Source organism: Cohnella sp., from assembly GCF_041641335.1.
In the GTDB taxonomy this organism is placed as follows: domain Bacteria; phylum Bacillota; class Bacilli; order Paenibacillales; family Paenibacillaceae; genus Cohnella.
Genome location: NZ_JBEPYQ010000055.1, coordinates 1 through 25,870 on the forward strand (window position 1 = coordinate 1; position 25,870 = coordinate 25,870).

Genomic DNA, 25,870 nt, shown 5'->3' on the forward strand with positions numbered 1-25,870 from the left:
AAGCAGTTTGGCGCAAATCGGGACGCCGCGGAGAAATCGAAGCGGCTGATGGAAGCCATGATCGGAGAGAAGCTGCGGACGGTGGCGATCGCGGCCAAGAACGAGCTCGATCCGCGGCTCGACCGGGTTCGGAACGAACAGCTTGCGGAACTGAGCGGCAAGCTCGGAGTCGAGCATATTTCGCTGTGGAAGCGGACGGGGGATGACATCCAGGTGCTCCGTTCCTCCGATCCGAAGGAACTGAACATGGGCTCGAAGACGATGGATTACTGGTATGCGGCGTTTAACCAGCTGTTGGACGACGGCCAGGTGACGATCGAGCAAGGACAGAAGCTGAACCATTATTGGTCGGGCCCGTACCAGTACGCTTCCTCCGATCCGGACCGGATTCACAAGTGGGGGTACTACTACGACGGAACGACCGATTACATCATTAACCCTTATGTGAATGCGCAAGTGTTTCTCGACTACGAGAACAAGATCGGGACGAACGCGTTTATTCGCAGCGTCATGTCCGGCAACGAGGACATTTTGGCGATTACGGGCTTCGATCCCGAGTTTTTCGGCAAGCCTCAGATCGTCAAGATGAAGAAGGGCAAGCCGGTTCGCAATCTCGACGTCCTGGACGTGCCGTTCGGCGAATACGCCTACGCGGACAAAGAGAAGGATGTCGCTTTCGTCAAGCAGGCGGCTGGGACCGGAGAAGTGGCTACGGCCAAGTTCAAGGTCGAAGGCAGGGAAGTGTTCAAGAGCTTCATTCCGCTGCAGGATGAGAAACGCTATGTCGTCAGCGTCATTTTCGACTACGGATCGATCAAGGAGGCGTTGGACCATCAGCTGTTTCTGCTCGCGGTCATCTCCGCCGGACTTCTCGTTCTCGTCTGGATAACCAGCTATTTCATCTCGGGAGCGATGATTCGGCCGCTGCGGCATATCGTCGATTACGTCAACGAAATCGCGGTCGGCCGATTCGGAAGCCGAATCGAGGTGCGCAGCCGCGACGAGCTCGGCACGCTGTCTTCGCGGGTGAACGCGATGGCGGACAACTTGCAGACGTATATGGGCAAGCTGAGGGATTCGGCGGAGGAGCTCCGGAGCACGAAGGAATACTTGGAATCGTTCGTCAACCACACTTCGGACGCCATTCACGTCACGGATTTGCACGGAGCGGCGATCCAGGCGAACAAGGCGTTCGGAACGATCTACGGCTGGTTCCCCGAAGACGTGCTCGGCCGGGAGCCGTCGATCGTCCCGGACGATCTGAAGCCGGAGTACGAGGCGATTCGGGCGCGCGTGGCGACAGGCGAATCGGTCACCGACTTCGAGACGGTTCGCCTGACGAAGGAAGGAGAACGGATCGACGTCAGCATCACGGTATCTCCGATCCGGGACGAACGGGAAGAGGTCGTGGCGATCGCGGAAATCTCGCGGAATATCACGGCGAGGAAGCAGGCCGAGGAAGCGATCCGGCGCACCGAGAAGCTGTCGGTCATCGGGCAGCTCGCCGCGGGCGTGGCGCACGAAATACGCAATCCGCTGACGACGCTGAGCGGCTTCGTCCAGCTGGGACAGAAGCAGGGGTCTCTGCCTGCCTCGTACTTGGACATCATGCTTCCCGAGCTGGCCCGGATCAACTTGATCGTCAGCGAATTTCTCGTGCTGGCCAAGCCGCAGATCAGCCAATTCAGGCCGACCGATCTGTCGGAGCTGCTGGGCGACTTGACCTCGCTGCTCGAACCGCAGGCGAGTCTTGTGAACGTTCACTTCCGGACAAGCGTCGCGGACAACGTCGGCCCGATCGTATGCGACGGGAACCAGTTGAAGCAGGTGTTCATCAACGTGATCAAGAATAGCCTGGAAGCGATGGAAGAAAGCGGCGGAGAAATCGGGATCGAGCTGTTCCGCGAAGAGGAGACCGCGGTCGTTCGGGTGACCGATCAAGGCCGGGGCATCGCGGAAGAGCATATGGACAGACTCGGGGAGCCGTTCTTCACGAGTAAATCTTCGGGCAACGGGCTGGGCCTCATGGTCAGCCAGCGCATCATCTCGAATCATAAAGGCACGATGAGCTTCCGCAGCAAGCCCGGGATCGGGACGAGCGTGGAGATTCGGCTGCCAGGTTCGGCGCTGCCGCCGGCCTGAGCCGCTGCAGCGTCCGGTTCGGGCGGACTGCGGGATGAAAGTTAGAGCGTTTTAACTTTATGACGGGAGATATCGATTCGTGAGAGTTGCATCCGATTTTCGGCGATTTATACGAATTCGCTGGGCATGGGCGCTTGTGGCGGCCATGTTCCTGTACGGCATCGGCGTCGGGGTTCTCGCGCCGATGAACGCCGTCTATATGAAGGACGGCATCGGCTTGACGAAGGCGCAGATCACCTGGGTGTTCAGCAGCTCGCTGCTGCTGAACATGCTGTTGACCGTGGCAGTGGGATTAATCAGCGACCGGTTGAGAAGGCGGAAGGCGATTCCGATGGTTGCGGCGGCCTTGTGCGCCTGCGGCCTGCTGGTATACATGCGGGCGGACGGCTTCGCGCCTGCTCTGATCGGCATGGCGCTTGCGAGCGCGCCGTCCGGCATGATTATGGGCCAGATGTTCGCGATGGCCCGCAACCATTATACCCTCTGGGCGCCGGACATCGTGGAGATCTCGCAGCTGTGGCTGCGGGCGACGTTCAGCGTCGGATTCTTCTCGGGCTTGCTCATCGGGGCGAATGTCTATCTGCTCGCGTCCTTCCGGGGCGTGCTGTGGGGCAATCTGCTCGGCTATGCCGCGCTGTTCGCGCTGCTGTTGCTGTATCGCGAGGTCGAGACGGAGCCGGGAGCGAAGCGGGCGGCGGGAGGGGAGCCGTATTCCCTGGCCATGCTGATCGCGCTGCTGCTGCTCTCCTGCGCCGACGCGATCCGCGGGCTTTACTTGCCGCTAGTCGTCAGCGGGAAGTTCGGAGATCCCCGTTACGCCTCCTATCTGTGGAGCGCCCAGGCGGTGTTCGAGCTGCTGTTCATGACGGCTGCGGGATATTGGGCGGCGAAATACGGCAGCAAGCGGCTCATTCTGTTCGCGGCCATCGGCGCTTTCATCACCTATATCGTGTATGCGCAGACAGATTCGCTGGCGGTGTATTTTACGATGCAGCCGCTGTATTCCTTCTTCGTATCCGTTCTGCTCGGAGTGGCGATGGGGTACGTGCAGCGGATGTTCATCCATCGCGCAGGCTTCGGAGCCAGTCTGTACGTCTTCATCACGCAGACCGCGTCGCTCGTCGGCTACATGCTGCCGCTTGTCGTCCCGGGCATCTCCTCAGACATCTTCTATATTCCCGCCGGTCTCGTGCTGATCTCCGTTGCGATTCAGTGCGTCGTGTTGCTGCGGCCCAAGCTGTACAATAAATAGGATTACAAGGAGGAGTAGCCGATGCTTATTCAGACGAGAACGATCGCGGTGCAGAAGGGGAATGCCGACAAAGTCGTCGAGAGATTCAGCCAGGAAGGCGTTCTCGATGAACGGGAAGGTCTGATCGACATTACCGTTATGACGAACAAGCGGAGCAAGGACATCGACGAAGTCGTCGTCATCATTCGCTGGGAGTCCGAGGAAGCCTGGAAAAACTGGGAGAAGAGCCCCGAACACATTCAAGGGCATCGCAATAGCAACGGACAAACTCCTCCCGACTACGTCATCAGCACGACCGTCAACATGTACGACGTGAACAAAGTCAGGAAGGGGAAGTTCGGACAATAGTCCCGAACGGACCCGAGAGACGAAGGGCATGCTTGTCCCGCGAGCGCAACGGCGGGAAGGGCATGCCCTTTAAAATAAGTTGACGCCGACTTTGTTTTCGTATACATTTGTATACACAACGAACTGTATACATTTGTATACGAAGGAGGAATTGCCGATGAGAATGGGACATCGCGAAGAGGGCGGCGACCGCGGCCGCGGGCACCGAGGGGAGTCTCACGGGCACGGACATGGGCATCGCGGTTCGCGGGGCTTTCAGGGCGGGCGCGAGGCCCGGGGCGCGCAGACGTTCAGAAGAGGCCGCGTTCTGATGTTTCTGGAGCAGTTGAGAGTCAAGCGCGCGACGCTGGCCAGACAGCTCGCGCAGCCGGAGTTCGAGGCCATTCGGCCGGTGCTGTCGGGAGAGCTGAAAGCGTTGGATCAGGTTATCGAAGAGTACGTCCATCTGTTCGATCTTCAGGAGGTCGGAGAGGAGCCGGCGCCGCAACGTCCGGCTGACGAAGGAGAGGGGAACAATTAACGATGCTTCGCAGGTTTTTCTCGTATTACCGTCCTTATAAAGGTTTATTCATTCTCGATTTTACTTGCGCGGTGATCGCGGGGCTGCTCGAGCTGGGCTTTCCGCTGGCGGTCAGCGCTTTCATCGACGATCTGCTGCCGAACGGCGATTGGCAGATGATCGTGCTGGCCAGCATCGGTCTGCTCGGAGTCTACGCGCTTAACACGGTGCTGAACTACATCGTCACCTATTGGGGGCACATGCTGGGCATCAACATCGAGACCGACATGCGCCGGAAAATGTTCGATCATATCCAGAAGCTGTCGTTCCGGTTTTTCGACAACCACAAGACCGGGCATCTCGTCGGCCGGGTGACGAACGATCTGAACGACATCGGGGAGATCGCCCATCACGGTCCCGAGGACATTTTCATCGCGGTCATGACGCTGGCGGGCTCCTTCACGCTGATGGCCTACATCAACCTGGAGCTGGCGCTGCTTACGTTCATCATCATTCCGATCATGGCTTGGCTGATTATCGTGTTCGGAGGCAAGATGACGAGCACGTACCAGCGGCTGTTCGGCAACGTCGGCAGCTTTAACGCCCGGATCGAGGAGAACGTTGGCGGCATTCGCGTCGTGCAGTCGTTCGCCAACGAGGAGCACGAGAAGAAGCTGTTCTCCGTCGACAACCGCAATTTCCGCGAGACGAAGCTGCTCGCCTACAAGACGATGGCGAAGAGCTTCTCGGTGACGTACATGCTGATGCGCCTCATCACGATATTCGTCATGGTGTGCGGAGCTTGGTTTTTCATCGACGGCCGGATCGAGCTTGGGGAATTTATGGCGTTTCTGTTGCTGTCTAACATTTTCTTCCGGCCGATCGAGAAGATCAATGCCGTGATCGAGAGTTATCCGAAAGGAATTGCCGGCTTTAAGCGCTACGTCGAGGTCATCGACACGGAGCCGGACATCGTGGATGGCAAGGACGCGGTAGAGGTCGATACGCTGCGCGGCGACATCCGCTTCGAGAACGTGTCGTTCGGCTACGAGGAAGGGCGGGACGTGTTCAAGGGAGTCGACCTGTCCATCCGCGCGGGGGAGACGATTGCATTCGTCGGACCTTCGGGCGCCGGCAAGACGACGATCTGCAGCCTGCTGCCGCGATTCTACGACGTCACGGGGGGAAGCATTACCGTCGACGGCATGGACATCCGCAATCTGACGCTGAAGTCGCTGCGCCGCAACATCGGCATCGTGCAGCAGGACGTCTTCCTGTTCTCAGGCTCGATCCGCGAGAATATCGCTTACGGCGATCTGAAGGCGACCGACGAGCAGATCTGGGAGGCGGCCAGACGGGCCTCGCTTGAGGACATGATCAAGCAGCTTCCGGAAGGAATGAACACGATCATCGGCGAGCGCGGCGTCAAGCTGTCCGGCGGCCAGAAGCAGCGGATGGCGATCGCGCGGATGTTCCTGAAGAACCCGCCGATCCTCATCCTCGACGAAGCGACGTCGGCGCTCGACACCGAGACCGAAGCCGCGATCCAGCAGTCGCTGTCCGAGCTGTCCGTCGGCCGCACGACGCTCGTCATCGCGCACCGGCTGGCGACGATCAAGAACGCCGACCGCATCATCGTCGTCGATGAGAACGGCATCGCCGAGCAGGGCAGCCATCAGGACCTGATCGCGTCCGGCGGCATCTACAGCCGGCTTCATCAGGCTCAGTATCAGCATGCTTGAGTCGATTGCGATATCGTCTAAATAAGCGATAAGGCAAGGGGCTGTTCCATAAGCAGAGTTGCTTGAGATGATCGATAGACAAAGTAGGGGTATGTACCTCCTGGAGAATGCCTCATACGCTCCTGAAACCACCTTATCACGGGTTTACCCATTCAGGTTTCAGAAGCGTATAGCATCGGAAGGAGGTACATACCCCTTGCACCTTTATCATCGATTAGCTTTCACAGCAACTTGATTGGCTTATGGGACAGCCCCTTAAAAACGAAATCGCTTATAAGAGAAGCCTGAATGCCAGTATTGGCTACGAGCGGCTCCGAAGCGGTTATTCCGCCGAATCGGTCGGTCCTCGCGAGGCTGGAGCGGCAGGCTGGGCAAGTTCGGCAGGCGTCGCAAGATCGGGATCAGGAGCGGGAGAAGCCGCATCGTACAGCCCCGTGCGCCCCTTGAACCAGCGGAACAGATGGGTCGAGATGACCTTCAGAATCGCGTAGCCCGGAACGGCGAGAATGATGCCGATCATGCCGAACAGGTTGCCGGCCGCGATTATGACGAAGATGATCGTGATCGGATGGACGCGCATCGTCTTGCCCATAATTTGCGGCGAGATGAACTTGCCTTCGATCAGCTGCACGATCGTCCAGATGACGATCATTTTGATCAGCATGATCGGGGAGGTCATCATGGCGACGATGAGCGCCGGCGTAATCGCGATCGCAGGCCCGAGATAGGGCACGATGCTCGTACAGGCGGCGATGACCGCAAGCACGAGGGAGTAGTCGAGGCCGATAATGAGATAACCGATATAGAGAAGCACGCCGATGCAGGCGCTGACGATGATTTGTCCGCGGATGTACGAACTGATCTGGTGGTTCATCTCCAGCATGACGCCGAAGGATCGGCCTCTCAGGCGGGTCGGCACGAAGCCGAGCACGAACGGGACAAGCTTCTTGCGGTCCTTGAGCAGGTAGAACAGGACGAACGGCACCGTAATGATCGCCAGTACCGTCTCGGTGATTTTGCCTACCACTCCGCCGATTCCGGACCAGGCGTTGCTCAGAATCGTCGATACGCGCGAGGAGAACTCGTCGGCCAGCCTGGCCGTGTCGATGCCGAGCATGCTCTGTAGCTCGTTGAAGTACTCGTTGCCGATCAGTTCCTCGAATTTCTGCTGCGCATTGTGCGTGTATGTAGGGAACTGCGAGATCAGACTGGCGATTTGCTCGCTGAGCAAGGGAACGACCTTCATGATGATGAGCGTAAGCACGGTCAGAATAACGAGATAAAGTCCGAAGATGGAGTATACGCGTTTAACTTTCCGGTGTTCCAGGAAGTCGACGATCGGATTGAGCAAATAATAGGCGACTCCGGTCAGCAGGAACGGCAGAAATACGGTCTCCAGAACGACGATAAACGGATGGAAGATGTACGAGATTTTCTCCAGAATGAAGATGTTCAGGCCGATGAGCAGAATGACGAACAGAAACAGAACGAACTTCCGGTCGATCAGCCCTTTAATTCCGTCCGATAGTTTGCGAGCGCTGTGCATGAATGTTCCTCCTTCTTTCTTCCATTGTAACCGACGCGAATCCCGTCGTACAAATCGTCGAAACCCGGGCGCTATCAAAGGTTGACAGGGTGGAGGGATTAAATTATAGTGAATTTAAGCTTAGTTTCCGGAAACTTCCGGAAAGCGGGGGAACCAAGTTTTTGGGGCGAATCATTCAGCGAGAATGTAGGGAACCATCTATCCCGAGCCCGTCAGCTAACCTCGTTTGCACTGGATGGGTCATAAGTTGCTCATTCTTTTGACCCGCTAAGGGTCTTTTTCTGTCTTTTTCGGCCCTTGTACGCAGCAGGAGATGGTCTGCCGCGGACGGGGTTTATTTTTGTCTTGAGACGAAAGGGGGTATAGCGGGGCTTGGAACGGATTCGTTCTCGAATTCGACTGAATATACCTGGAGGAGGAAGGCCGAATGCCGCAACCAAAGTATATCACCGATATCGGAAAAATCTCTCGCATCCCCGAGGAACAACGTGAGAAGCTGAAGAAAATCACCGAGAAATTCGTGTTTCGGGTGAACGAGTATTATTTGAATCTGATCGATTGGGACGATCCGCACGATCCGATTCGCAAGCTGGTCATCCCGAACGAGGGAGAGCTGGAGGAGTACGGACGCTGGGACGCTTCGGACGAGGATACGAACTACGTCGTCAAAGGCTGCCAGCACAAGTATTCGTCGACCGCGCTGCTGATCGTCTCCGAGGTGTGCGGGGCTTACTGCCGATATTGCTTTCGCAAGCGGTTGTTCCGCAACGACGTCAAGGAGGCGACCTCGGACATCGAACCGGGCTTGCAATACATCGCGAACCATCCCGAGATCAGCAACGTCCTGCTGACCGGAGGCGACAGTCTCATTCTCGCCACGCCTAAACTGCGCGCCATTTTGCATAGATTGCGCGAAATCGAGCATGTGAAGATTATCCGGCTCGGTTCGAAAATTCCCGTCTTCAACCCGATGCGGATCTACGAGGACGAGGAGCTGCTGGAGACGATTCGCGAGTTTTCCGACGCGAACAAGCGAATCTACGTCATGGCCCATATCAACCATCCGCGCGAGATTACGCCCGAAGCGGTGCGCGGCTTCCAGGCGCTGCACGACGCCGGCGCGATCGTGGTCAACCAGACTCCGGTGCTCAGAGGCATCAACGACGATCCCGAGGTGCTTGGCGAGCTGCTCGACCGGCTGAGCTGGGCGGGCGTGACGCCCTACTATTTCTTCATCAATCGTCCGGTGGCGGGCAACAACGATTTCGTGCTGCCGCTGGCCCGGGTGTACGACATCGTGGAGAAGGCGAAGGCGCGCACTTCCGGTCTGGGGAAAAGGGTGCGCCTGTCGATGAGCCATACGTCCGGGAAAATCGAAATTTTGGCGATCGAGAACGGCAAAGCCTACCTGAAGTACCACCAGTCCCGAGACGGCAATTACGGCAAGTTCATGATGCTGGATTGCCCCGACGACGCCTCTTGGTTCGACGATCTTCCGGGAAGCGAGCGCTATTGGAAGAAGCCGGCGAAGCGGACGAAGGAAGTCGTATCCGTGAACGAGCTCCCGGACGTCCCGCGCAAGCGGGAGAGAAGAGCGGAGGTTCCGAGCTGACGGACGCGCCGAAGCGAGCCTTCGGGCCGTTCTGAACAGATCCGCCCTGCGAAGGGCCGACCCGCAAGCCGGGCGACGACAACGGTCGCTCCCCGGCAGCTTGCGGGCCGGTTTTTTTTCGCGCGTTCCGCTCGAATGCAACCCAAAGCGACAAAGGTTCCGCGGTTTCCCGTCGACCGTTTGACATGCTTCTTGCCCGCAGGAAGGTAAAATCTATTCATTCCAATATATGGAGGAATGGATGGGCGTGTCGAAGGGGAGCAAAACGGTCGTATTCATGCTGATCATCCTGCTCGCGGCGCAAGGAATCGCGGACGCGGCGGGCGTTCGCTCCGGGCAATGGAGCGGCAAGCAGGCAGGCTCCCAACCTTTTCCCGAAGCGTACACGGAGATCGAGGGAGTGCTCGGGTTTCGCGGCGGGGGAGCAAGGAACGCTCCGTCCTACGGCACCGCGGAGATGCGGACGTACCGGCCCAAGGTCGTCTGGGAGAAAAAGACGAAAAGCAGCTCATGGGGCGGCGGCGCGGGTTGGACGGGACAGCCGGCGATCGTCAGATGGAAGCCGGAAGTGCTGCAGGCGATGAACGTAAAGGCGAAGTTTCGCTCCAAGCCGGATTTTACGGAAGTGATCTACGCTTCCTTGGACGGTTACGTCTATTTCCTGGAGCTGGAGACGGGCGAGGAGACGAGAAACCCGATCAAAGTCGGCAATCCGATCAAAGGCAGCGTGTCCGTCGATGCGAGAGGTTATCCGCTGTTGTACGTGGGAGAGGGCATTCCCGAGAACGGAACGATCGGATTCAACCTGTACAGCCTGATCGATCAGACAAGGCTGCTCCGCGTAAACGGCATCGATTCGTTTGCTTACCGGAGATGGGGCGCGTTCGACGGTTCGGCTTTGTTCAACCGGTTGGACGATACGCTGACCGTGGGCGGGGAGAACGGATTGTTTTACCGCGTGAAGCTCAATACGTCGTTCGATCCGCAGCGGAAGACGCTGTCGATCAAGCCGATCGTCAGCAAATTCCGTTATAAGATAAGCGCGAACGCCTACCAGGGCATCGAAAATTCCGTCGCCGCTTACGGGGACTTCGCCTATTTTGCCGATAACGGAGGCAGCCTGCTGGCGATGAACGTGCGGACGAACGAGCCGGTCTGGGCGCTTCCGCCGCTGGACGACACGGATGCGACGATCGTCGTCGAGGCCGAGAACGATGTTCCGTACTTGTATACGGGGACTGAGGTCGACAAGCAGGGGAACAAAGGCTACGCCTACTTGCGCAAAATAAACGGCCTGACCGGTCAAGTCGTCTGGCAGGCGAAATACGAATGCCTCTCCATCGTCGGAGGGGATCACCCCGTGAACGGCGGCGTGCTTGCGACCCCCGTCGTTGGCAAAGGGAACATCTCCGATCTCGTCGTGTTCACGATCGCGCGCTACGGGACGCTCGGCGCCGGTCTGATGGTCGCCTTGGACAAAAAGACCGGCAAAGAAGCGTGGCGGCTGCCGATGAAGCGCTACGCCTGGTCGTCTCCGACCGACGTCTACGATTCGCAGGGCAACGCCCATCTGCTTCAAGCCGATTCCGGCGGGGTCGTCTCCGTCGTCTCGGCCAGGGACGGCCGAGTTCGCGGAAGCTTGGCGCTCGGCGCCAACATCGAAGCGTCCCCGGCGGTGTTCGGCGATTATGCGGTCGTCGCTTCGCGAGACGGCAAGCTTTACGGAATCAAGCTGGAATGATCGGAGGCGACTTCGACGATTCGCCACGGCAAATGCGGGGAGCTTCGAGCGAACTCGAAACGCAGCTCGCCATGGAGCGTTCCCCGATCCTGCAAGCGAACGAGCAGGGGGAGCGCGACCGCAGCCGACAGCTTGTCATCTTGAACGTCGTCGTGTTCCGCGGTGCGGGTTCGCTTGACGTAGATCGATTCCAATCGTCCGATCAGCCGATCCATCGCTTCGATGCGGTCGGCGGACGCATCGGACCAGATCAGCCGCAGCATCTCGCCGTCCTTCTGGTTCAGCGCTTCGACGAAGCTGGCCGCCAGCACTTGCGGAGAGGCGGAATTGAAGTAGCTGCGCAGGCTCCCGCTTGCCTTGTGCACCATCAGCTGATGCGCAGGGTCGGGCGTGTTGGAGCGGTGAGAGCTGCTGCCGAGGAAATGCACGCAGAAGTGGCCGTTAAAGCCGTTATCCGGAATGCCATCCCCTCCGTGGGGCATGCCATTCATGGAAGCGGCTATTCGCGCGCCGTCTTTGGAGACGACGATCGCTCTGCGCTGCCAGCTCCACTTGCCCCCGTAAATCTGCTTCATGACTTTCGAATCTTCCCGCGAGACCGGCTGCACGTCGGCATGATCGCTGCCGGCGCGTCGCTGCACGCGAAAGCTGAGCCCGCTCTCCAGATCGACAATGGTGAACAGGCTTTTGCGCGTAACGACGTTCCGGGCTTCGTTCCAGTCCATGAGCTCCCCATAATGCCTCCATCGCAGCGTCTCCGCGTAAGCGAGCAGTCGTTGCGACGCATCGGGGGAGAGCCGCAGCATCTGCTGCGCCGCTTCGTCCCACAGATTGCCCTTTCGTTCCAGGCGGTACCGTTTGTTTCGTCCTTGGGCATCCCGAATCGCGACTTCCATGTCCGTATAGCAGTCCGCGCGTTCCGCCGGCAGGCGCTCCGCCCGGGCGATCCGCGCAGCGAGCGCCGGACTGTCGATCGACAGCTCGCTGAACATGTCGGCGGCTTGACTGGCGCGCACGGACATCTCTATCCGAGGCCGCTCAGGGGCTGTCGGAGCCCTGGCTAACGCCGGCAAGCCGCAGACGCACGCCAGACCAAGCGCGGCGGTTAAGATTGCGCCGATCCGGCGCCATGCCTGCAGCCGCATTAGTCGGGTCATCCTGTTTCTTCCTTTCTGGTCCGTGTCCGAGTCTATCGTTATTTTCGGCGAACGATGGAATGATTATGTGGCATAAGGCCGGCGAGTTTCGCGCAACGTAATGAAGAACGCGCAGTCCGGCGCAGACGAGCGTGAATCGTTGACTTCATCGAATCGAGGGATCGACTTGGCTTGGAAATGGATCGTCGGCATGCTGATGCTCGCGCAAACGGTATCGTTGCCGGATCAACTTACGGTGACTTCCGACGGAAGGGAGATCGCCGTCGTTCGCCGCTCGGACTATGAATTTCCTTTACCGGGACTGCCTATCGTTAACGACGTTAAATTATCGGAGCTTACGAACCGGGTCGAGAAGCTGGCGAATCGTCCGCCGACGAATGCCGTGCTGGACGCATCCGGAGCGATCGTCGCGGAGAAAGTCGGCTACAGGCTCGACCGGCCGGCCTGGGAGCGGAGCTTCTATCGCTACATGGTCGAAGGGGGAAGCGACTCCCTGGAAGCGCCGCGCAGAGCCGTATACCCGAGAGTGGACAGCGAGCTTCTGAGCTCGATCAAAGAGAAGATGATCGGCTACTATACGACCTACTACAATTCGAACAACAAAAGTCGATCCCACAACATCGACTTGGCGGCCAAGGCGCTGAACAACCGTTACGTATTTCCCGGCGAATCGTTCTCGTTCAACGAGTCGCTCGGAGAGCGCACGGCAAGCCGGGGTTATCGCCGCGCCAAAGTGATCGTAAGAGGAGAAGTGTCGGAAGGGATCGGAGGCGGCATCTGCCAAGTGTCATCCACGCTGTTCAACGCGGTGGACCGGGCCGGACTCACGATCGTTCAGCGCTATTCCCACAGCCGCAACGTACCCTACGTGCCGCCGGGGCGGGATGCGACGGTGAGCTGGTACGGACCGGACTTCGTGTTCAGCAATCCTTACGACCATCCCGTTCTCATCCGCTCATTCGCCGGAGCGGGTCAGACGACGGTGCTGATCTACTCCGCCGACGAAATCCACAACCGTCCCCGCGAAGTGCCGAGCGCCTCGAAGAAACTTCCCGAGGAAGTGCCAGCGGACCGCGATGTCCATCATATCATCGTTCCGTAGTCTCCATGCGGGGGGCTGGGTTATAAGTCAGGGCAATAAAAATGATCGATAAAAAGAATGGGGATATATCTCCTGTAGAGCGAAGCATCTGCCTCATACGGTCATGAAATTACCCTGTTACGGGTTAATCAATTCAAAATTTCATGTCCGTATCAGCAGCGAAAGGAGATATATCCCCATGTTCACTAATCGATCATTTTCTGTTGTTGCCCTAACGACATAACCCAGCCTCTTTCGCATGGAGAACGAATTGGTTATACTCATCTGTACAATCAGATTTCCGGAAGGAAGAGAGCGGGATGAGTCGGGTAATTCGCGCGAACGAGCTGATCGCGTTGAAGGAAATCGCGGAGGCGCTCAATTCGAGCAACGAGATGGACACGATCCTGAACGGCGTCTTGAAGAAGCTGCTTCAGGTGACCGGATTTACGACCGGCTGGATTTTCCTGATGGCCGACGACGAGAAGGGCTACGAATGTCCGGCCGCGCTGAACGTGCCGTCCGCGCTGACTGGCGGCAACTACGCCCTCATGTGCGGGGAAGATTGCTACTGTATCGAGAGCTACAAGAATCATAGGCTGGAACGCGCGGTCAACATTATCGAATGCAATCGGATCAACTACGCGATCAAGCACGGAATCGGCGATACGGGCAACTTTACGCATCACGCTACCGTGCCGCTTATGGCCGGCAGCGAGAGATTCGGGCTGCTTAACGTGGCCGAGGCGGGCAAGGAGCGGTTTAGCGAAGACGAGCTGGCGCTGCTTCACGCCGTCGCGCTTCAGATCGGGATGGCGATCAAGCGCATCCGTCTGTATCAGGCGCAGGAGCGCAACGCGCTGCTCTACGCGAAGCTGGGCAACGTCATTCAGCAGATGAACTCCGTCCTGGAGCCCGGCCAATTGCCCGTGAAGGCGGTACGGATGATCGGAGACGCGTTCGAATGGCCGAACGTTGCCTTGTTCACGAGCAAGAACGAGGAGCTGTCCCTGTGGGCGCAGTACAAGGACAACCGGATCCATGAACGATGGCAGGAGCTGGAGATGGAGCAGGCCGGCATCGTTTGGACGGCATATCGCGACAACCGGTTGGTCATCGAAGCGCATGACGGAGCCGCCTGCAAGGAAGTGCTGAACAGTCTGGACCTGCCGCCGAGCGGTTCGGCCGCCGCCATTCCGCTCAGGTTGCGAGGACGGCCTTTCGGCGTGCTGCTTCTCAGCAGTCCCCGCAACAAGCTGTTCGAGGACTATCCGGAAGATTTCATGTATTCGCTCGGCGACCATCTGACGCTGTGCTTCGAGAACATGCGCCTGAACGAGCAGCGCAACGAGCTGGCTCTAGTGGAGGAGCGCAACCGGATGGCCCGCGATCTGCACGATTCGGTCATGCAGAAGGTGTTCTCCCTGTCGTTCCTGGCCAAGGGCGCGGAGGCGATGATCGCGGGCAAGGAGCCGGTCGTCGCGGATTCGCTGAGAGAGATCGGCTCGCTGTCCCAAGAGGTGCTTAAGGAAATGCGAGCACTCATCTGGCAGCTTAGGCCCGCCGGACTCGAGAACGGGCTGCTTCCGGCTCTGAAGGAGTATGGCCAGCGGATCGGATTGACCGTGTTCGAGCAGGCGGAGGGCGTCATGGATTTGCCGAGAGCGATCGAGGAAGCGCTGTGGCGGATCGGGCAGGAGGCGCTCAACAACGTGAAGAAGCACGCCGGAACGATCGCTGCCTATGTCCGGTTGACGAAGACCGAGGCCGAAGCGGTGCTTGAGATCATGGACAGGGGCAAAGGATTCGGACGGGGCGGTAAAAAAGGCAGAAGATCGATGGGCTTGATGTCGATGCGGGAGAGAGCGGAGTCGCTCGGCGGCGAGATCGCGATTTACGGAGGCAGGGGAACGCCCTCGACCGTCAAAGTGAGAATCCCGGTGCACGTCATAGAGAAGAAGTGCGAAGAAGAGAAATGCGCGGAGGAGAAGCAACGGCTGTGAAGATTAAATTATTGCTGGCGGACGACCATCAGATCGTATTAAAAGGAATTTCGTTTTTTCTTTCCTTGCAGCCGGATTTCGAAATCGTGGGCGAGGCTCACAACGGGCAAGAAGCGGTAGAGATGACGGCGAGCCTTAAGCCGGATATCGTCCTCATGGATTTGAACATGCCCGTCATGGACGGGATCGAGGCAAGCCGCTTGATCGCGGAGAGCCATCCCGAAGTGAAAGTGCTCGTGCTGACGAGCTTCTCCGACCGCAGCCACGTCGTTCCGGCGCTGCGGACCGGAGCGATCGGCTACATGCTGAAGGAAGTGGAACCCGACCAGCTCGTCGAAGCGATCCGCAGCGCTTACAAAGGCAACGTCCAGCTGCACCCGGACATTTCCGGCGTCATTCTGTCCCAGCTGTCGCCGACGGCGAGCGAGCCGAAAGCCGCGCCCGCCAAGGAGGCGCTCGATTCGCTGACGCCAAGGGAGCTGGAAGTGCTGGAGCAGCTGACGAAGGGGCTCAGCAACAAGGAAATCGCGCAGACGCTTGTTGTTGCCGAGAAGACGGTCAAGACGCACGTCAGCAGCATTTTGAGCAAGCTGCATCTGACCGACCGGACGCAAGCCGCCCTGTACGCGGTGTCGGTTTTTCCTCCTGCGGAATAAGCCCTTTTTCTATTTCTACGACTATAGTCTTAAGACCGGTCCTCCGTCTTCGGAGGATTTTTTCATGCGTTGAATTCGGTCTTAAAGCCGATGTGCGCAATCGGAAATATGATTATAGTTACTGTAGTTACTTAATTAAATAAAGTGGAGGCTATACAAATATGAGCACTGTACTGTTCGTCAAAGCCAACGACCGCGGAGATCAAGCGGTCAGCGTAAAGCTGTACGAAGCATTCCTGGAAAGCTACAAGAAGAACCATCCGGAGGACGAAGTCGTCGAGCTCGACCTGTTCAAGGAAAGCCTGCCTTACCTGAACGCGAACATGATCAACGGCAGCTTCAAAGCGGCTCGCGGCATCGAACTGACCCCGGAAGAGCAAGAAGCGGTCGCCGTCAAGCATAAGTACCTGGATCAGTTTCTCGCCGCGGACAAAGTCGTATTCGGCTTCCCGCTGTGGAACCTGACGATTCCGGCCGTGCTGCACACGTACGTCGACTACATCTACGAAGCAGGCAAAACGTTCAAATATACGGAGCAAGGCCCGGTCGGCCTCATTCCGGACAAGAAGGTCGCGCTGCTGAACGCGCGCGGCGGCATCTATTCCGAAGGCCCTGCGGCTGCTGCGGAAATGTCCTTCAACTACATCCGCAACATCATGGCGTTCTTCGGCGTCACCCAGTTCGAGAACATTATCGTCGAAGGCCACAACCAACTGCCGGACAAAGCCCAAGAGATCATTTCTCAAGGCGTGGAGCAAGCGCACAAAGCGGCAGCAGGCTTCTAATCGTCCTGAATTCGTTTCGAGAAACCGCCCGTTAGCCGGCGCCCCGCGCACCGGTCCTGCGAGGCGGCTTTTCGCGTTTGCGCGGTTTCGGATTTGTGCGCGGGCCGCAGTCTGTCTATAATGGGATTGAATGGGTTCGCTAATCGCGCGTCATCAGCACTCATGTTAGGAGTAGATACGTTGTGGAGCATAAGCTGTTTACGGCCGAAGAAGCGAACGAGCTGCTGCCGCGGATCAGGGCGGAACTGGCGGCGCTTAAAGAGCTGGCGGGCAAAATAGAGAGCCAGCACAGGGATCTGCTGAAGTTCAAAGCGATTCACAAGCATGCCTTCCCCGATCTGCCGCACGATAACGATCCGTTCTTCGAATTGGAGAGCAGCCTGGATTTCCTGCGGATCGAGATGGATCTGATGATCGGGAATTTCTCGCGCAAGGGCGTGCTGCTGAAAATGATCGATCCCGGATTGGTCGACTTCCCTGCGATGATCGACGGGGAGCCGGCGCTGCTTTGTTGGAAGGAAGGCGAGGATCGGGTCGGTCATTACCATGGTTGGCACGACGGCTTCGTCGGTCGGAGGGCGTTGCCGGAAGGACCGGAACGGAATTCGCGAGACTAGCTAAATGCTGGAAGACGAACATGCGCCAAGTCGCGCCATGGCTGAACCTGACCGCTCATCGGGCGGTTTTTTTGCGTTGCGCGGACAAAAAACTTGAATAACCGATCGAACTTTTTCGTAGGCTCAAACGTCTAGCCCATATCGCGAAAAAACACCCGCAGAGAAGAAGGTATGAGAGCATGAAAGACACCGCGAGCCATTCCCCGAACCCGCATCAGGGGGCAACCCCCATGCCTGGACCGATTCCCCGCAGCAGACGTTACATGCCGGGTCTGGACGGATTGAGAGCGTTATCCGTTCTGGCCGTTATCGCCTACCATTTGAACCTGAATTGGGCTCCGGGCGGACTTCTCGGAGTCGGCATCTTTTTCGTTCTATCCGGCTATTTGATTACGGATCAATTGTTGTCGGAATGGAGGCGCTCCAGAAGCGTCGATCTGGCCGGGTTCTGGATCAGGCGCGCGCGCCGGCTGCTGCCGGCTATGCTTCTTATGCTCGCTTGCACGGCGCTATGGCTGCTGCTGTTCGATCGGTCCCGTCTGGCGGAGCTTCAGGGAGATTTTGCTTCGGCGGTGCTTTATTTCAACAATTGGTGGCTGATCTATCATGAGGTTTCTTATTTCGAGAGCTTCGGGCCTCCGTCGCCGCTCGGTCATCTGTGGTCGCTGGCGATCGAAGAACAGTTTTACCTGCTCTGGCCGCTGCTGCTCGTGGTCGGCGTGAAAATCGCGCCGCGAAGAGGGAGGCTGATCCTGCTTCTTCTGGGAGGAGCGCTGATCTCGGCATTGGCGATGGCCTGGCTCTACGTTCCCGGCCTTGATCCGAGCCGCGTCTACTACGGAACCGACACGAGAGTGTTCGCCCTTCTGATCGGAGCAGCGCTTGCGGTAGCCTGGCCAAGCGCGGGGCTTGGCGAGCGGGTGTCGAGGCGTTCCCGGAATTGGCTGGACGCGCTCGGCGCGGTCGGCCTCGCGTTGATCGTCTGGATGATCGCGACCGCGGACGAGTACGGGCAATTTCTGTATTACGGAGGACTGACGCTGCTTTCCGCGCTGTCCGCGCTGGCGATCGCGGCGCTTGCCCACCCGTCCGGCCTGTTGGCCCGGGCTCTGGGCAGTCGGCCGCTCAGATGGATCGGAGTACGCTCGTACAGCCTGTATATCTGGCATTACCCGGTTATCGCGTTAACGAGCCCGGCCTCCGATACGGGAGACGTCCAGCCGGTTCGCATGATCCTTCAGCTCGCCGTCAGCTTCGCTCTAGCCTCCCTGTCGTGGAAGTTCGTCGAAGAGCCGATTCGCACAGGCGCGTTGAAGAACTGGCGGACTCGGCTGCGGGCCGCTCCGGCGCGCGGCAAGAGGGTTGCATCGGGCGTTGCGCTATGCGCGCTGTGCTTGCTGGCCGTATCGCTTAATGGAGCGATCATCAAATCCGCCGCCACGATGCCGGTATATGCCGATTCCCAGGGCCCATCCGGGGAGAGCGTTCCCGAACGGCCTCCGCTGGAGGAGAAGCCGGGAGCGACCGAAGGGGATAAGCCGGCTTCGGAGAAACCGGACAGCGGAGCTTCGGATGGCACCAAGCCGTCTGAGCCGTCGGGACAACCGGGAGCTGGGGTCGTGGAAGGCACCAAGCCGTCTGAGCCGTCGGGACAACCGGGAGCAGGGGGCGCGGAGGGCTCTAAGCCATCGAAGCCGGCGGATAAGCCCGGCAAGCCCAAGCCGGGTCAGGGCGCCGGCAAAGGGATAACGGCGATCGGCGATTCCGTCCTGCTGGATGCGGCTCCGTACCTGGAGAAGCTTCTTCCAGGCATTGTCATAGACGGCCAAGTAGGGCGCCAGATGACGCATGCGCAGGAAGTCGTCGAAGCGATGATCGCGTCAGGCTCGATAGGTGATCGGGTCGTTATTGAACTCGGCACGAACGGATCGTTTAACTCCAAACAGCTCGCCAAGCTGATCGAGAGGATCGGAGACAAGCGGGAAGTATGGCTGGTGAACGTCAGAGTGCCGCGCAAATGGCAGAACAACGTCAATTCCGCCCTGAACAAGGCCGCATCCGAATACGGCAATGTCAAGCTGGTGGACTGGTATTCCGCAAGCAAGGGACAGGACGACTTTTTCTATAAAGACGGCGTTCACCTGAAGCGTCAAGGAGCGGAGTTTTACGCGTCGATACTGGCGAAGGAATTTAGAGCAGGGTAGAGGGGGGGATGTGAATCGAAATGTCGAAATACCTTTCGCCGTTGCCCTGTCTGAACGCCGATAACGAGAGACGTTCAGGCTTTCCCTTGCTGCGGGTGTTGTTGACGAAATTATTGCCGACCGTTTGCCAATCAGCCGCCTATTGACATTCGGAGGCTGCGGCAGTATCATTCAACCTGTTGACTTGCACTTCATACGTTCGTATAACCCCATAGTTATAGGGTGGGGGTCTCTACGGGAAGCCTTAACTTCCTTGCTACGAATATCGGGTCGCTTCGTGCGTTCCGTATTCCGGCAAGGAAGTTTTTTTTACTGCATTCGTACAAGGAGGATAACATCAAGATGAAATACAAATTGTCCGTTCTGTTGGGAGCGATCTGTTACGGCATTCTGTCTACTATAGTCACAAAAGCATACGAGCACGGCTACTCGCTCGGCGAGGTCGTCGGCAGCCAACTGCTGACGGGGTTCGTGCTGGCCTGGGCGCTTGTTCTGGTCCGAAAAGGGTGGAAGGCTCGCCCGCAATCCGCAGCCGGAGCCGAGCCGCGGCGGGACGGGAAGTTAAGTTGGAAGCAGCGCGTGCTGCTAATGGCCGCGGGCACGCCGACGGCTATCACGGGACTGCTGTACTACGAGTCGCTTCGCTACATTCCGAATTCGCTGGCCATCGTGCTGCTATTCCAGTTCACCTGGATAGGAGTGCTGATGCAAGCGATTGCCCGCAGGCAGCGTCCCGGAGGCGGCATGCTGCTTACGCTGGCCGTTCTGCTCGGGGGAACGCTGATGGCCGCGGGCATTGCCGATCAAGGACTGGCCGGCTTGAATTGGCGCGGCGTGGCGTACGGGCTGACGTCCGCGTTCAGCTATTCGCTGTTCATTCTGTTCAGCGGCAAGGCGGTTCCGTCCGGCCATCCGACCTATCGCAGCGCGTGGATGATCACCGGCGGCATGCTGCTTGTATTCGTTCTGTTCCCGCCGGCGTTTCTGTTCGACGGCGCGCTGTGGGCCGGCTTGCTTCCGTTCGGATTCATGCTGGGTTTGTTCGGCGCGTTCCTGCCCCCGGTGTTGTACGCGATCGGAGTGCCTCGCATCGGCGAAGGCCTGACCGGCATTCTGGGAGCGTCCGAGCTGCCCGTCGCCGTGCTTCTCGCCGCTGCCGTGCTGCATGAACAAGTAACCGTCCTGCAGTGGGCGGGCGTTGCGCTCGTGCTTTTAGGCGTTGCACTGCCCGAACTGTTTGGCAGATTGCGGAAAAAATCGACTTTTTCGAACGGCTCTTATATTTGAATCAAAATCGGCAAAATCATCGGCCGGCGCTTCGTCTTCGTCCACAGAAACTTGCCGACCTCCTCTTTGATCGTCTGCTTGTACGCGCTCCACTGGTTTACCTTTTCCTCCAGCAGCTTGCCCAGAGAGGCGGCGGCGATCCGATTCACTTCTTCAAGCAAACCTTCCGATTCGCGAACGTATACGAAACCCCTGGATATCGTATCCGGACCCGATATAATCTTGCTGTCGGCGCGGCTCAGCGTAATGACGACGATGAGAATGCCATCCTCGGACATATGCTTGCGGTCGCGCAGCACGACGTGGCCGACATCCCCGATGCCGAGACCGTCCACGAGCGTGTTGCCTGTAGGAACTTTCCGGCGCTGGCTGGCGATGCCTCCTTCGATGTCGACGACGTCTCCGTTCTTGACGATGAAGACATTGTCCCATTCGACGCCGACCGACTCCGCCAGCATGCGATGCTGGCACAGCATGCGGTACTCGCCGTGAATCGGAACGAAATACTTCGGCTTCATCAGAGTGAGCATCAGCTTCAGCTCCTCCTGGCTGGCATGTCCGGAGACGTGCATGCCGGTCACCGAACCGGAGCCGTAGATCACCTTCGCTCCGAGTTCGTACAGGTTGTCGACGATGCGGGCGACGCTGCGTTCGTTGCCGGGAATCGGCGTCGCGGCCAGAATGACCGTATCCCCGCGATGTACCTCCATCTGGCGATGGCTGGAGCTGGCCAGGCGGGAGAGCGCGGCCATCGGCTCCCCTTGCGAGCCCGTGCACAGCACGACGACCTCGTTCGGAGAGAGTCGGTTGACGTCGGACGGCTCGATCAGCATTTCCTCGGGCAGATGGAGATAGCCCAGCTCCGCCGCAACGCTCACGACGTTGACCATGCTTCTGCCGAGCAGCGCGAGCTTCCGGTTCGTGCGCTGCGCCGCGTCGACGATTTGCTGCAGCCGATGCACGTTGGAGGCGAACGTGGAGATGAATATTTTTTGCTCCGCTCTGGCGAACGCCTCTTCGATGTGCTCGCCGACAAGCCTTTCCGAAGGCGTAAAGCCGGGCCGTTCCGCGTTCGTGCTTTCCGAGAGCAGAAGCAGCACGCCCTTGTGGCCGAGCGCGGCCATCTTGTGGATGTCCGGGTAGTGGTTGTTGACGGGCGTCAGATCGAATTTGAAATCCCCGGTATGAACGACGGTGCCTTCGGGCGTATTCAACGCGATGCCGAGGCAGTCGGGGATGCTGTGGTTCGTACTGAAGAAGCTCACCTTGAAGTCCCCGAAGCGGAGCACCGAGTCGGCGGTGACCGTCTTGAGCCGGGAGTTGCCGAGCAAGCCGTGCTCGCGCAGCTTGATCTCGATCAAGCCGAGCGTCAGCCGGGTGGCATAGATAGGCATGTTGAGCTGCTTCAGCACGTAGGGGATGCCTCCGATATGGTCCTCGTGGCCGTGCGTGACGATGAGCGCCCGGATCTTGTCCCTGTTTTCAAGTAAATATGTAATGTCCGGCACGATGACGTCGATGCCCAGCAGGCTTTCGTCGGGAAATTTGGAGCCGCAGTCGATGACGAGAATGTCGTCCGCGTAGCGGATAACGTACATATTTTTGCCGATTTCGTTGACGCCGCCCAGCGCGACGACCGACAGCGCGTTCTCTTCCAAGCTCAAGAATCGTTCCCTCCGTTTGCGATAGGAATATGTGAAGTATTGCCTTGAAGGGCTCCGTTCATCCCAAGATCAGTCGATGGGGGAGACGCGTTTGATTTTTTGTGATTGCATTTTGCCGAGGCAGTGAGTATAATAACTTCAACTTAATAGGTTTATCTAAAGTCGATGAAGAGAAAGAGTACGTTAGTCGTCAGTTCCGCAGAGAGTTGGGTCAGGTGAAAGCCAACGTTCGGGCGATAACGGAAAGCCGTCTCCGAGACGCAGACTGAAATTCGAGTAAGCTCTGCCGCATGTCCAGCGTTAACGGGACCGCGTATTGATGGATACGTTGCGGAGTGCCGCTGTAATTCGTGAGAACGAAAAGCGGAACTAGGGTGGTAACACGGGTGCAGACTCGTCCCTTGCGGACGGGTTTTTTTGTTTTTAAATTTCGTCATATCCGAAGGGAGAGCCGCTGCAATGCCTTATCAAACATTAACGCCGATGGAACGGCTGCTGTCGCCGCAAGTCCTTGAAATGCCGCCGTCGGGCATACGGAAGTTTTTCGATTACACATCGGGAATGAAGGACGTCATCTCGCTCGGCGTAGGGGAGCCGGATTTCGTTACGCCCCAGATCGTTCGCGACGCGTGCGTCGCCGCGCTGGACAAAGGGAGAACGACCTATACGTCTAACGCCGGCATGCCCGAGCTGCGGGAAGCGATCTCCGGATACTTGTCCGACAGCTGCGGCGTAATCTACGATCCCGACAGCGAAGTGCTGGTCACGGTCGGCAGCAGCGAAGCGATCGATCTGGCACTCCGCGCGCTGATCACGGAGGGGGACGAGATCGTCATTCCGGAGCCTTGCTATATTTCCTACTCGCCGATCGTGTTTCTCGGCGGGGGCAAGCCGGTCGGCGTCGAAACGTTCGCCAAGCACCAGTTCAAGCTGAAAGCGGCCGCGCTGAGAGAGAAGCTGACGCCGCGCTCCAAGGTGCTCGTGCTCTGCTATCCGAACAATCCGACCGGAGGAGTGATGACGTACGAGGATTGGCTGCCCATCGCGCGGCTCGCGGAGGAGCGCAACCTGGTCGTCATCTCCGACGAAATCTATTCTGAGCTGAGCTACGGGGATAAGCATGTAAGTTTCGCGTCTCTGCCGGGCATGAAGGAGCGGACGCTGGTCGTGAACGGCTTCTCCAAGGCGTTCGCCATGACCGGCTGGCGCGTTGGATATGCCTGCGGACCTAGCGAGTTGATCGCGGCCATGCTGAAGATCCATCAGTATACCGTCATGTGCGCGCCGATCATGGGGCAGGTCGCGGCTCTGGCTTCCCTGCAAGTCGGCATGGAGGAGAAGGACCGAATGATCGAGTCTTACAATCAGCGGCGCAGAGTTTTCGTCCAGGGGCTGCGGCAGATCGGACTTCCGTGCCACGAGCCGCAGGGCGCGTTTTACGCTTTTCCTTCGATCGCCCATACGGGGCTTACCTCGGAGCAGTTCGCTCATCGGCTTCTGCAGGAAGCGAAGGTCGTGACGGTTCCCGGCCACGTGTTCGGGTCGGGCGGCGAAGGATTTATCCGTTGTTCTTATGCCTCGTCCCAGGTACAATTAGAAGAAGCGTTGGAGAGAATCCGCAAATTTCTAAGCTTAATATAGAAGGGATGAGACAGCGAACATGGAAGCGACTAAGATTAACGGCATTAAGTATTATCCGCCTCAGGAAGACTACATCGCCTTCGACAACGAGGAAGACTACGCGGAGAAAGGGCGAGCTTGGGGATTGTTCGCCAAGACGCCGAAGGCGCATTTCTGGTACAAGAGCGCGGCCGCGCAGCATCAGGTCTCGATCAAGGGCTATCAGGAATACGGAAGCATGAGCGTGCTCATCGTCGAATTCGAGGACGGGCGGCTGACGAGCATTCACCCATCCTACCTGAAGGAGATGCAGAGCGGTACGTTCGGCAGGGATCCGGTCGGCGGCGAAGCGGAGGATACGGAGAGCGGCGTACCGTCCGCCGCGGATTCGGGCGCTTCCGGAAGCGACGAAGAGGGCGGCAAGCCGGTTAAAGCGGCAAAGGCGCAGAAGCGGACGAAAGAGAAGAAGGAGAAGCTCGAACTGCCCGTCGACAAAGTAAAATTCACCGCGAAGGTCAAAGAATTCACGACGAAGCCGAACCCGTTCTCGGACCGCGACGACGAAGTGGTGCTGCTGGAGGAGGTTGCCGTGGTCGGCGATTCTCCGCTTGCCATCGGAGACGCGTGGTGCGGCTATAGCAACACGCTGAAAGGCTTCGGACTCGAAGTGGGCAACGTCATCTCTTTCGAAGGGAAAGTCGTGGACAAGAAATTCAACAAAGAAATTTTGTATAAGGTGAACAATCCTTCGAAGATTGTTATTCAGTCATGAAAACAACATAGCACGACACGAAATGAGCTTCCCGCATCCGTGAAGCTCATTTTCGCTCATTCAGGTCGCCGTGCGGTACTCCGCCGCGACGGTTGTGAAAGGGAGGTGCGATGCCGGGAAGGACTGACGGAAGGGGATAGCGACAAAAGAAGTGGAATGCGGAACGGGGAGAAGCGGACAGTTTGATACGCTTGACATTGCCGTTACGTAAAGGTGTACGATCAGTTTGCAAGGAGGGATCGAGATGGAATATACGGTCCAGAAGCTCGGCCGGTTGGCCGGAATCAGCACGCGCACGCTCCGATACTACGACGAAATCGGACTTCTCAAACCGGCGAGAATCAATTCGTCGGGGTATCGGATCTACGGGCAGCGGGAGGTGGATCGCTTGCAGCAAATTTTGTTTTATCGAGAGCTTGACGTCGGCCTCGAGGGGATTAAGGAGATCGTGGGCGCTCCCGAATTCGACGCCCGGAGCGCGCTGACGAAGCACCGCGAGCAGCTTTTGGCCAAGCGGCGGCAGCTCGACGCGCTGATCGCCAATATCGATCTGACCTTAGCCCATCAAGAGGGGATGACGAACATGAGCGACCAACAGAAGTTCGAAGGCTTTAAACAGCAGCTCATCGACGATAACGAGGCTAAATACGGCGAGGAGATCCGCGCCAAATACGGCAACGAGCGAGTGGACAAATCCAACGCGAAGATCAAAAACATGACGAAGGAACAGCACGAGGAGATCGAGCGCTTGTCGGAAGACATTCACGCGACGCTCGCCCAGGCGTTCGCGACGGGAAATCCGGCGGGCGAATTGGCGCAGAAGGCTGCCGATCTGCATCGCCGCTGGCTTACTTTCTACTGGGACCCATACACGAAGGAAGCCCATGCGGGAGTAGCCCAAATGTACGTGGACGACGAACGGTTCAGAGCCTATTACGACAAGGATCAGCCGGGCATTGCGGAGTTTCTGCGGGACGCCGTCCGAATCTATACGGGAATCGACGCCTAATCCGTCAGGGGGAGGTTGTCCTCTAAGCAAAGCAAGTCGTTCCGAGCGCCGTTCAAGCGGCGCTGGGGGGAGGCTGCCGCTGAGGGCAGCCTCTATTTCATATCTGAATCATCTCCGACAAAATAAATTCATC

Annotated in this window: 20 protein-coding genes, 2 riboswitches and 1 other annotated feature; of the genes, 17 read left to right on the plus strand and 3 right to left on the minus strand. The window is 58.1% G+C overall.

The features are described 5' to 3' along the window. The 5 genes from ACESLM_RS17895 to ACESLM_RS17915 all read left to right on the plus strand — a co-directional run. Nucleotides 1-2,142: ATP-binding protein (locus tag ACESLM_RS17895; protein WP_372632932.1), on the plus strand; the 2,142-nt coding region annotated here is incomplete at its 5' end. 79 nt (nucleotides 2,143-2,221) lie between these two features. After that, complete coding sequence (locus tag ACESLM_RS17900; protein ID WP_372632933.1) at nucleotides 2,222-3,394, plus strand: MFS transporter; 1,173 nt, start codon at nucleotides 2,222-2,224, stop codon at nucleotides 3,392-3,394. A gap of 21 nt (nucleotides 3,395-3,415) precedes the next feature. Beyond that, entirely contained in the window at nucleotides 3,416-3,742 is a 327-nt protein-coding gene (locus ACESLM_RS17905; protein WP_372632934.1) for an antibiotic biosynthesis monooxygenase, read from the plus strand. Nucleotides 3,743-3,899: 157 nt separating this feature from the next. Further along, entirely contained in the window at nucleotides 3,900-4,262 is a 363-nt protein-coding gene (locus ACESLM_RS17910; protein WP_372632935.1) for a hypothetical protein, read from the plus strand. Nucleotides 4,263-4,264: 2 nt separating this feature from the next. Further along, nucleotides 4,265-5,983 (plus strand): ABC transporter ATP-binding protein, encoded by a 1,719-nt coding sequence (locus tag ACESLM_RS17915; RefSeq protein ID WP_372632936.1) that lies wholly within the window; start codon nucleotides 4,265-4,267, stop codon nucleotides 5,981-5,983. A 322-nt stretch (nucleotides 5,984-6,305) separates the two neighbouring features. Here the strand turns inward: ACESLM_RS17915 and ACESLM_RS17920 are convergent, their stop codons facing one another. Further along, the gene (locus ACESLM_RS17920; protein ID WP_372632937.1) at nucleotides 6,306-7,529 is read right to left on the minus strand and encodes an AI-2E family transporter; all 1,224 of its coding nucleotides are present in this window, start codon (nucleotides 7,527-7,529) and stop codon (nucleotides 6,306-6,308) included. Nucleotides 7,530-7,636: 107 nt separating this feature from the next. Continuing rightward, a riboswitch (cyclic di-AMP (ydaO/yuaA leader) is annotated at nucleotides 7,637-7,775 on the plus strand. Between the two features lie 181 nt (nucleotides 7,776-7,956). Between ACESLM_RS17920 and ACESLM_RS17925 the strand changes: the two genes are divergently transcribed. Together ACESLM_RS17925 and ACESLM_RS17930 are read left to right on the plus strand one after the other, a co-directional pair. Beyond that, on the plus strand, nucleotides 7,957-9,141 hold the full coding sequence (locus ACESLM_RS17925; protein ID WP_372632938.1) for a KamA family radical SAM protein: 1,185 nt from the start codon (nucleotides 7,957-7,959) through the stop codon (nucleotides 9,139-9,141). A 241-nt stretch (nucleotides 9,142-9,382) separates the two neighbouring features. After that, nucleotides 9,383-10,882 (plus strand): outer membrane protein assembly factor BamB family protein, encoded by a 1,500-nt coding sequence (locus ACESLM_RS17930; RefSeq protein WP_372632939.1) that lies wholly within the window; start codon nucleotides 9,383-9,385, stop codon nucleotides 10,880-10,882. Here ACESLM_RS17930 and ACESLM_RS17935 read toward each other — a convergent pair. Further along, nucleotides 10,861-12,039 carry a hypothetical protein gene (locus ACESLM_RS17935; protein WP_372632940.1) on the minus strand — a complete coding sequence of 393 codons (1,179 nt, stop codon included), beginning with the start codon at nucleotides 12,037-12,039 and terminating at the stop codon, nucleotides 10,861-10,863. The two genes, ACESLM_RS17930 and ACESLM_RS17935, sit on opposite strands and share 22 nt — an antisense overlap. A 166-nt stretch (nucleotides 12,040-12,205) precedes the next feature. On the opposite strand from ACESLM_RS17935, the gene ACESLM_RS17940 reads away from it, so the two are divergent. The 7 genes from ACESLM_RS17940 to ACESLM_RS17970 all read left to right on the plus strand — a co-directional run bounded on the left by ACESLM_RS17940 (nucleotide 12,206) and on the right by ACESLM_RS17970 (nucleotide 20,672). Continuing rightward, a complete protein-coding gene (locus ACESLM_RS17940) occupies nucleotides 12,206-13,141 on the plus strand; it encodes a VanW family protein (protein ID WP_372632941.1) in 936 nt (311 codons plus the stop codon). Between the two features lie 299 nt (nucleotides 13,142-13,440). Beyond that, nucleotides 13,441-15,123, plus strand: a complete 1,683-nt coding sequence (locus ACESLM_RS17945; RefSeq protein WP_372632942.1) for a GAF domain-containing sensor histidine kinase — start codon at nucleotides 13,441-13,443, stop codon at nucleotides 15,121-15,123. Next, a complete protein-coding gene (locus tag ACESLM_RS17950) occupies nucleotides 15,120-15,779 on the plus strand; it encodes a response regulator (protein WP_372632943.1) in 660 nt (219 codons plus the stop codon). Before ACESLM_RS17945 ends, ACESLM_RS17950 begins: the two co-directional genes overlap by 4 nt. Before the next feature lie 161 nt (nucleotides 15,780-15,940). After that, nucleotides 15,941-16,564 carry an FMN-dependent NADH-azoreductase gene (locus ACESLM_RS17955; RefSeq protein ID WP_372632944.1) on the plus strand — a complete coding sequence of 208 codons (624 nt, stop codon included), beginning with the start codon at nucleotides 15,941-15,943 and terminating at the stop codon, nucleotides 16,562-16,564. A gap of 182 nt (nucleotides 16,565-16,746) precedes the next feature. Then, nucleotides 16,747-17,181 carry a DUF2203 domain-containing protein gene (locus ACESLM_RS17960; RefSeq protein ID WP_372632945.1) on the plus strand — a complete coding sequence of 145 codons (435 nt, stop codon included), beginning with the start codon at nucleotides 16,747-16,749 and terminating at the stop codon, nucleotides 17,179-17,181. 230 nt (nucleotides 17,182-17,411) lie between these two features. Next, the gene (locus ACESLM_RS17965; protein ID WP_372632946.1) at nucleotides 17,412-19,385 is read left to right on the plus strand and encodes an acyltransferase family protein; all 1,974 of its coding nucleotides are present in this window, start codon (nucleotides 17,412-17,414) and stop codon (nucleotides 19,383-19,385) included. Between the two features lie 179 nt (nucleotides 19,386-19,564). Further along, a riboswitch (purine riboswitch) is annotated at nucleotides 19,565-19,664 on the plus strand. 63 nt (nucleotides 19,665-19,727) lie between these two features. Next, nucleotides 19,728-20,672 (plus strand): EamA family transporter, encoded by a 945-nt coding sequence (locus tag ACESLM_RS17970; RefSeq protein ID WP_372632947.1) that lies wholly within the window; start codon nucleotides 19,728-19,730, stop codon nucleotides 20,670-20,672. Here the strand turns inward: ACESLM_RS17970 and ACESLM_RS17975 are convergent. Further along, nucleotides 20,663-22,336, minus strand: coding sequence for a ribonuclease J (locus ACESLM_RS17975; RefSeq protein ID WP_372632948.1), 1,674 nt, complete (start codon nucleotides 22,334-22,336; stop codon nucleotides 20,663-20,665). The genes ACESLM_RS17970 and ACESLM_RS17975 overlap by 10 nt on opposite strands. Before the next feature lie 156 nt (nucleotides 22,337-22,492). Beyond that, nucleotides 22,493-22,741: a binding site (T-box leader), on the plus strand. Between the two features lie 54 nt (nucleotides 22,742-22,795). On the opposite strand from ACESLM_RS17975, the gene ACESLM_RS17980 reads away from it, so the two are divergent. From ACESLM_RS17980 to ACESLM_RS17990, 3 genes are all read left to right on the plus strand, one after another. Then, on the plus strand, nucleotides 22,796-23,977 hold the full coding sequence (locus ACESLM_RS17980) for an aminotransferase class I/II-fold pyridoxal phosphate-dependent enzyme (RefSeq protein ID WP_372632949.1): 1,182 nt from the start codon (nucleotides 22,796-22,798) through the stop codon (nucleotides 23,975-23,977). Between the two features lie 19 nt (nucleotides 23,978-23,996). Then, complete coding sequence (locus tag ACESLM_RS17985) at nucleotides 23,997-24,728, plus strand: hypothetical protein (protein WP_372632950.1); 732 nt, start codon at nucleotides 23,997-23,999, stop codon at nucleotides 24,726-24,728. A gap of 244 nt (nucleotides 24,729-24,972) precedes the next feature. Beyond that, nucleotides 24,973-25,737 (plus strand): MerR family transcriptional regulator, encoded by a 765-nt coding sequence (locus ACESLM_RS17990; protein WP_372632951.1) that lies wholly within the window; start codon nucleotides 24,973-24,975, stop codon nucleotides 25,735-25,737. Nucleotides 25,738-25,870 lie beyond the last annotated feature (133 nt).

Coding starts and splice junctions, on each gene's coding strand:
- ACESLM_RS17905 (WP_372632934.1), top strand. CDS start 3,416: ATGCTTATTCAGACGAGAACGATCGCGGTGCAGAAGGGGAATGCCGAC.
- ACESLM_RS17910 (WP_372632935.1), top strand. CDS start 3,900: ATGAGAATGGGACATCGCGAAGAGGGCGGCGACCGCGGCCGCGGGCAC.
- ACESLM_RS17915 (WP_372632936.1), top strand. CDS start 4,265: ATGCTTCGCAGGTTTTTCTCGTATTACCGTCCTTATAAAGGTTTATTC.
- ACESLM_RS17920 (WP_372632937.1), bottom strand. CDS start 7,529: ATGCACAGCGCTCGCAAACTATCGGACGGAATTAAAGGGCTGATCGAC.
- ACESLM_RS17925 (WP_372632938.1), top strand. CDS start 7,957: ATGCCGCAACCAAAGTATATCACCGATATCGGAAAAATCTCTCGCATC.
- ACESLM_RS17930 (WP_372632939.1), top strand. CDS start 9,383: ATGGGCGTGTCGAAGGGGAGCAAAACGGTCGTATTCATGCTGATCATC.
- ACESLM_RS17935 (WP_372632940.1), bottom strand. CDS start 12,039: ATGACCCGACTAATGCGGCTGCAGGCATGGCGCCGGATCGGCGCAATC.
- ACESLM_RS17945 (WP_372632942.1), top strand. CDS start 13,441: ATGAGTCGGGTAATTCGCGCGAACGAGCTGATCGCGTTGAAGGAAATC.
- ACESLM_RS17955 (WP_372632944.1), top strand. CDS start 15,941: ATGAGCACTGTACTGTTCGTCAAAGCCAACGACCGCGGAGATCAAGCG.
- ACESLM_RS17965 (WP_372632946.1), top strand. CDS start 17,412: ATGCCTGGACCGATTCCCCGCAGCAGACGTTACATGCCGGGTCTGGAC.
- ACESLM_RS17970 (WP_372632947.1), top strand. CDS start 19,728: ATGAAATACAAATTGTCCGTTCTGTTGGGAGCGATCTGTTACGGCATT.
- ACESLM_RS17980 (WP_372632949.1), top strand. CDS start 22,796: ATGCCTTATCAAACATTAACGCCGATGGAACGGCTGCTGTCGCCGCAA.
- ACESLM_RS17985 (WP_372632950.1), top strand. CDS start 23,997: ATGGAAGCGACTAAGATTAACGGCATTAAGTATTATCCGCCTCAGGAA.
- ACESLM_RS17990 (WP_372632951.1), top strand. CDS start 24,973: ATGGAATATACGGTCCAGAAGCTCGGCCGGTTGGCCGGAATCAGCACG.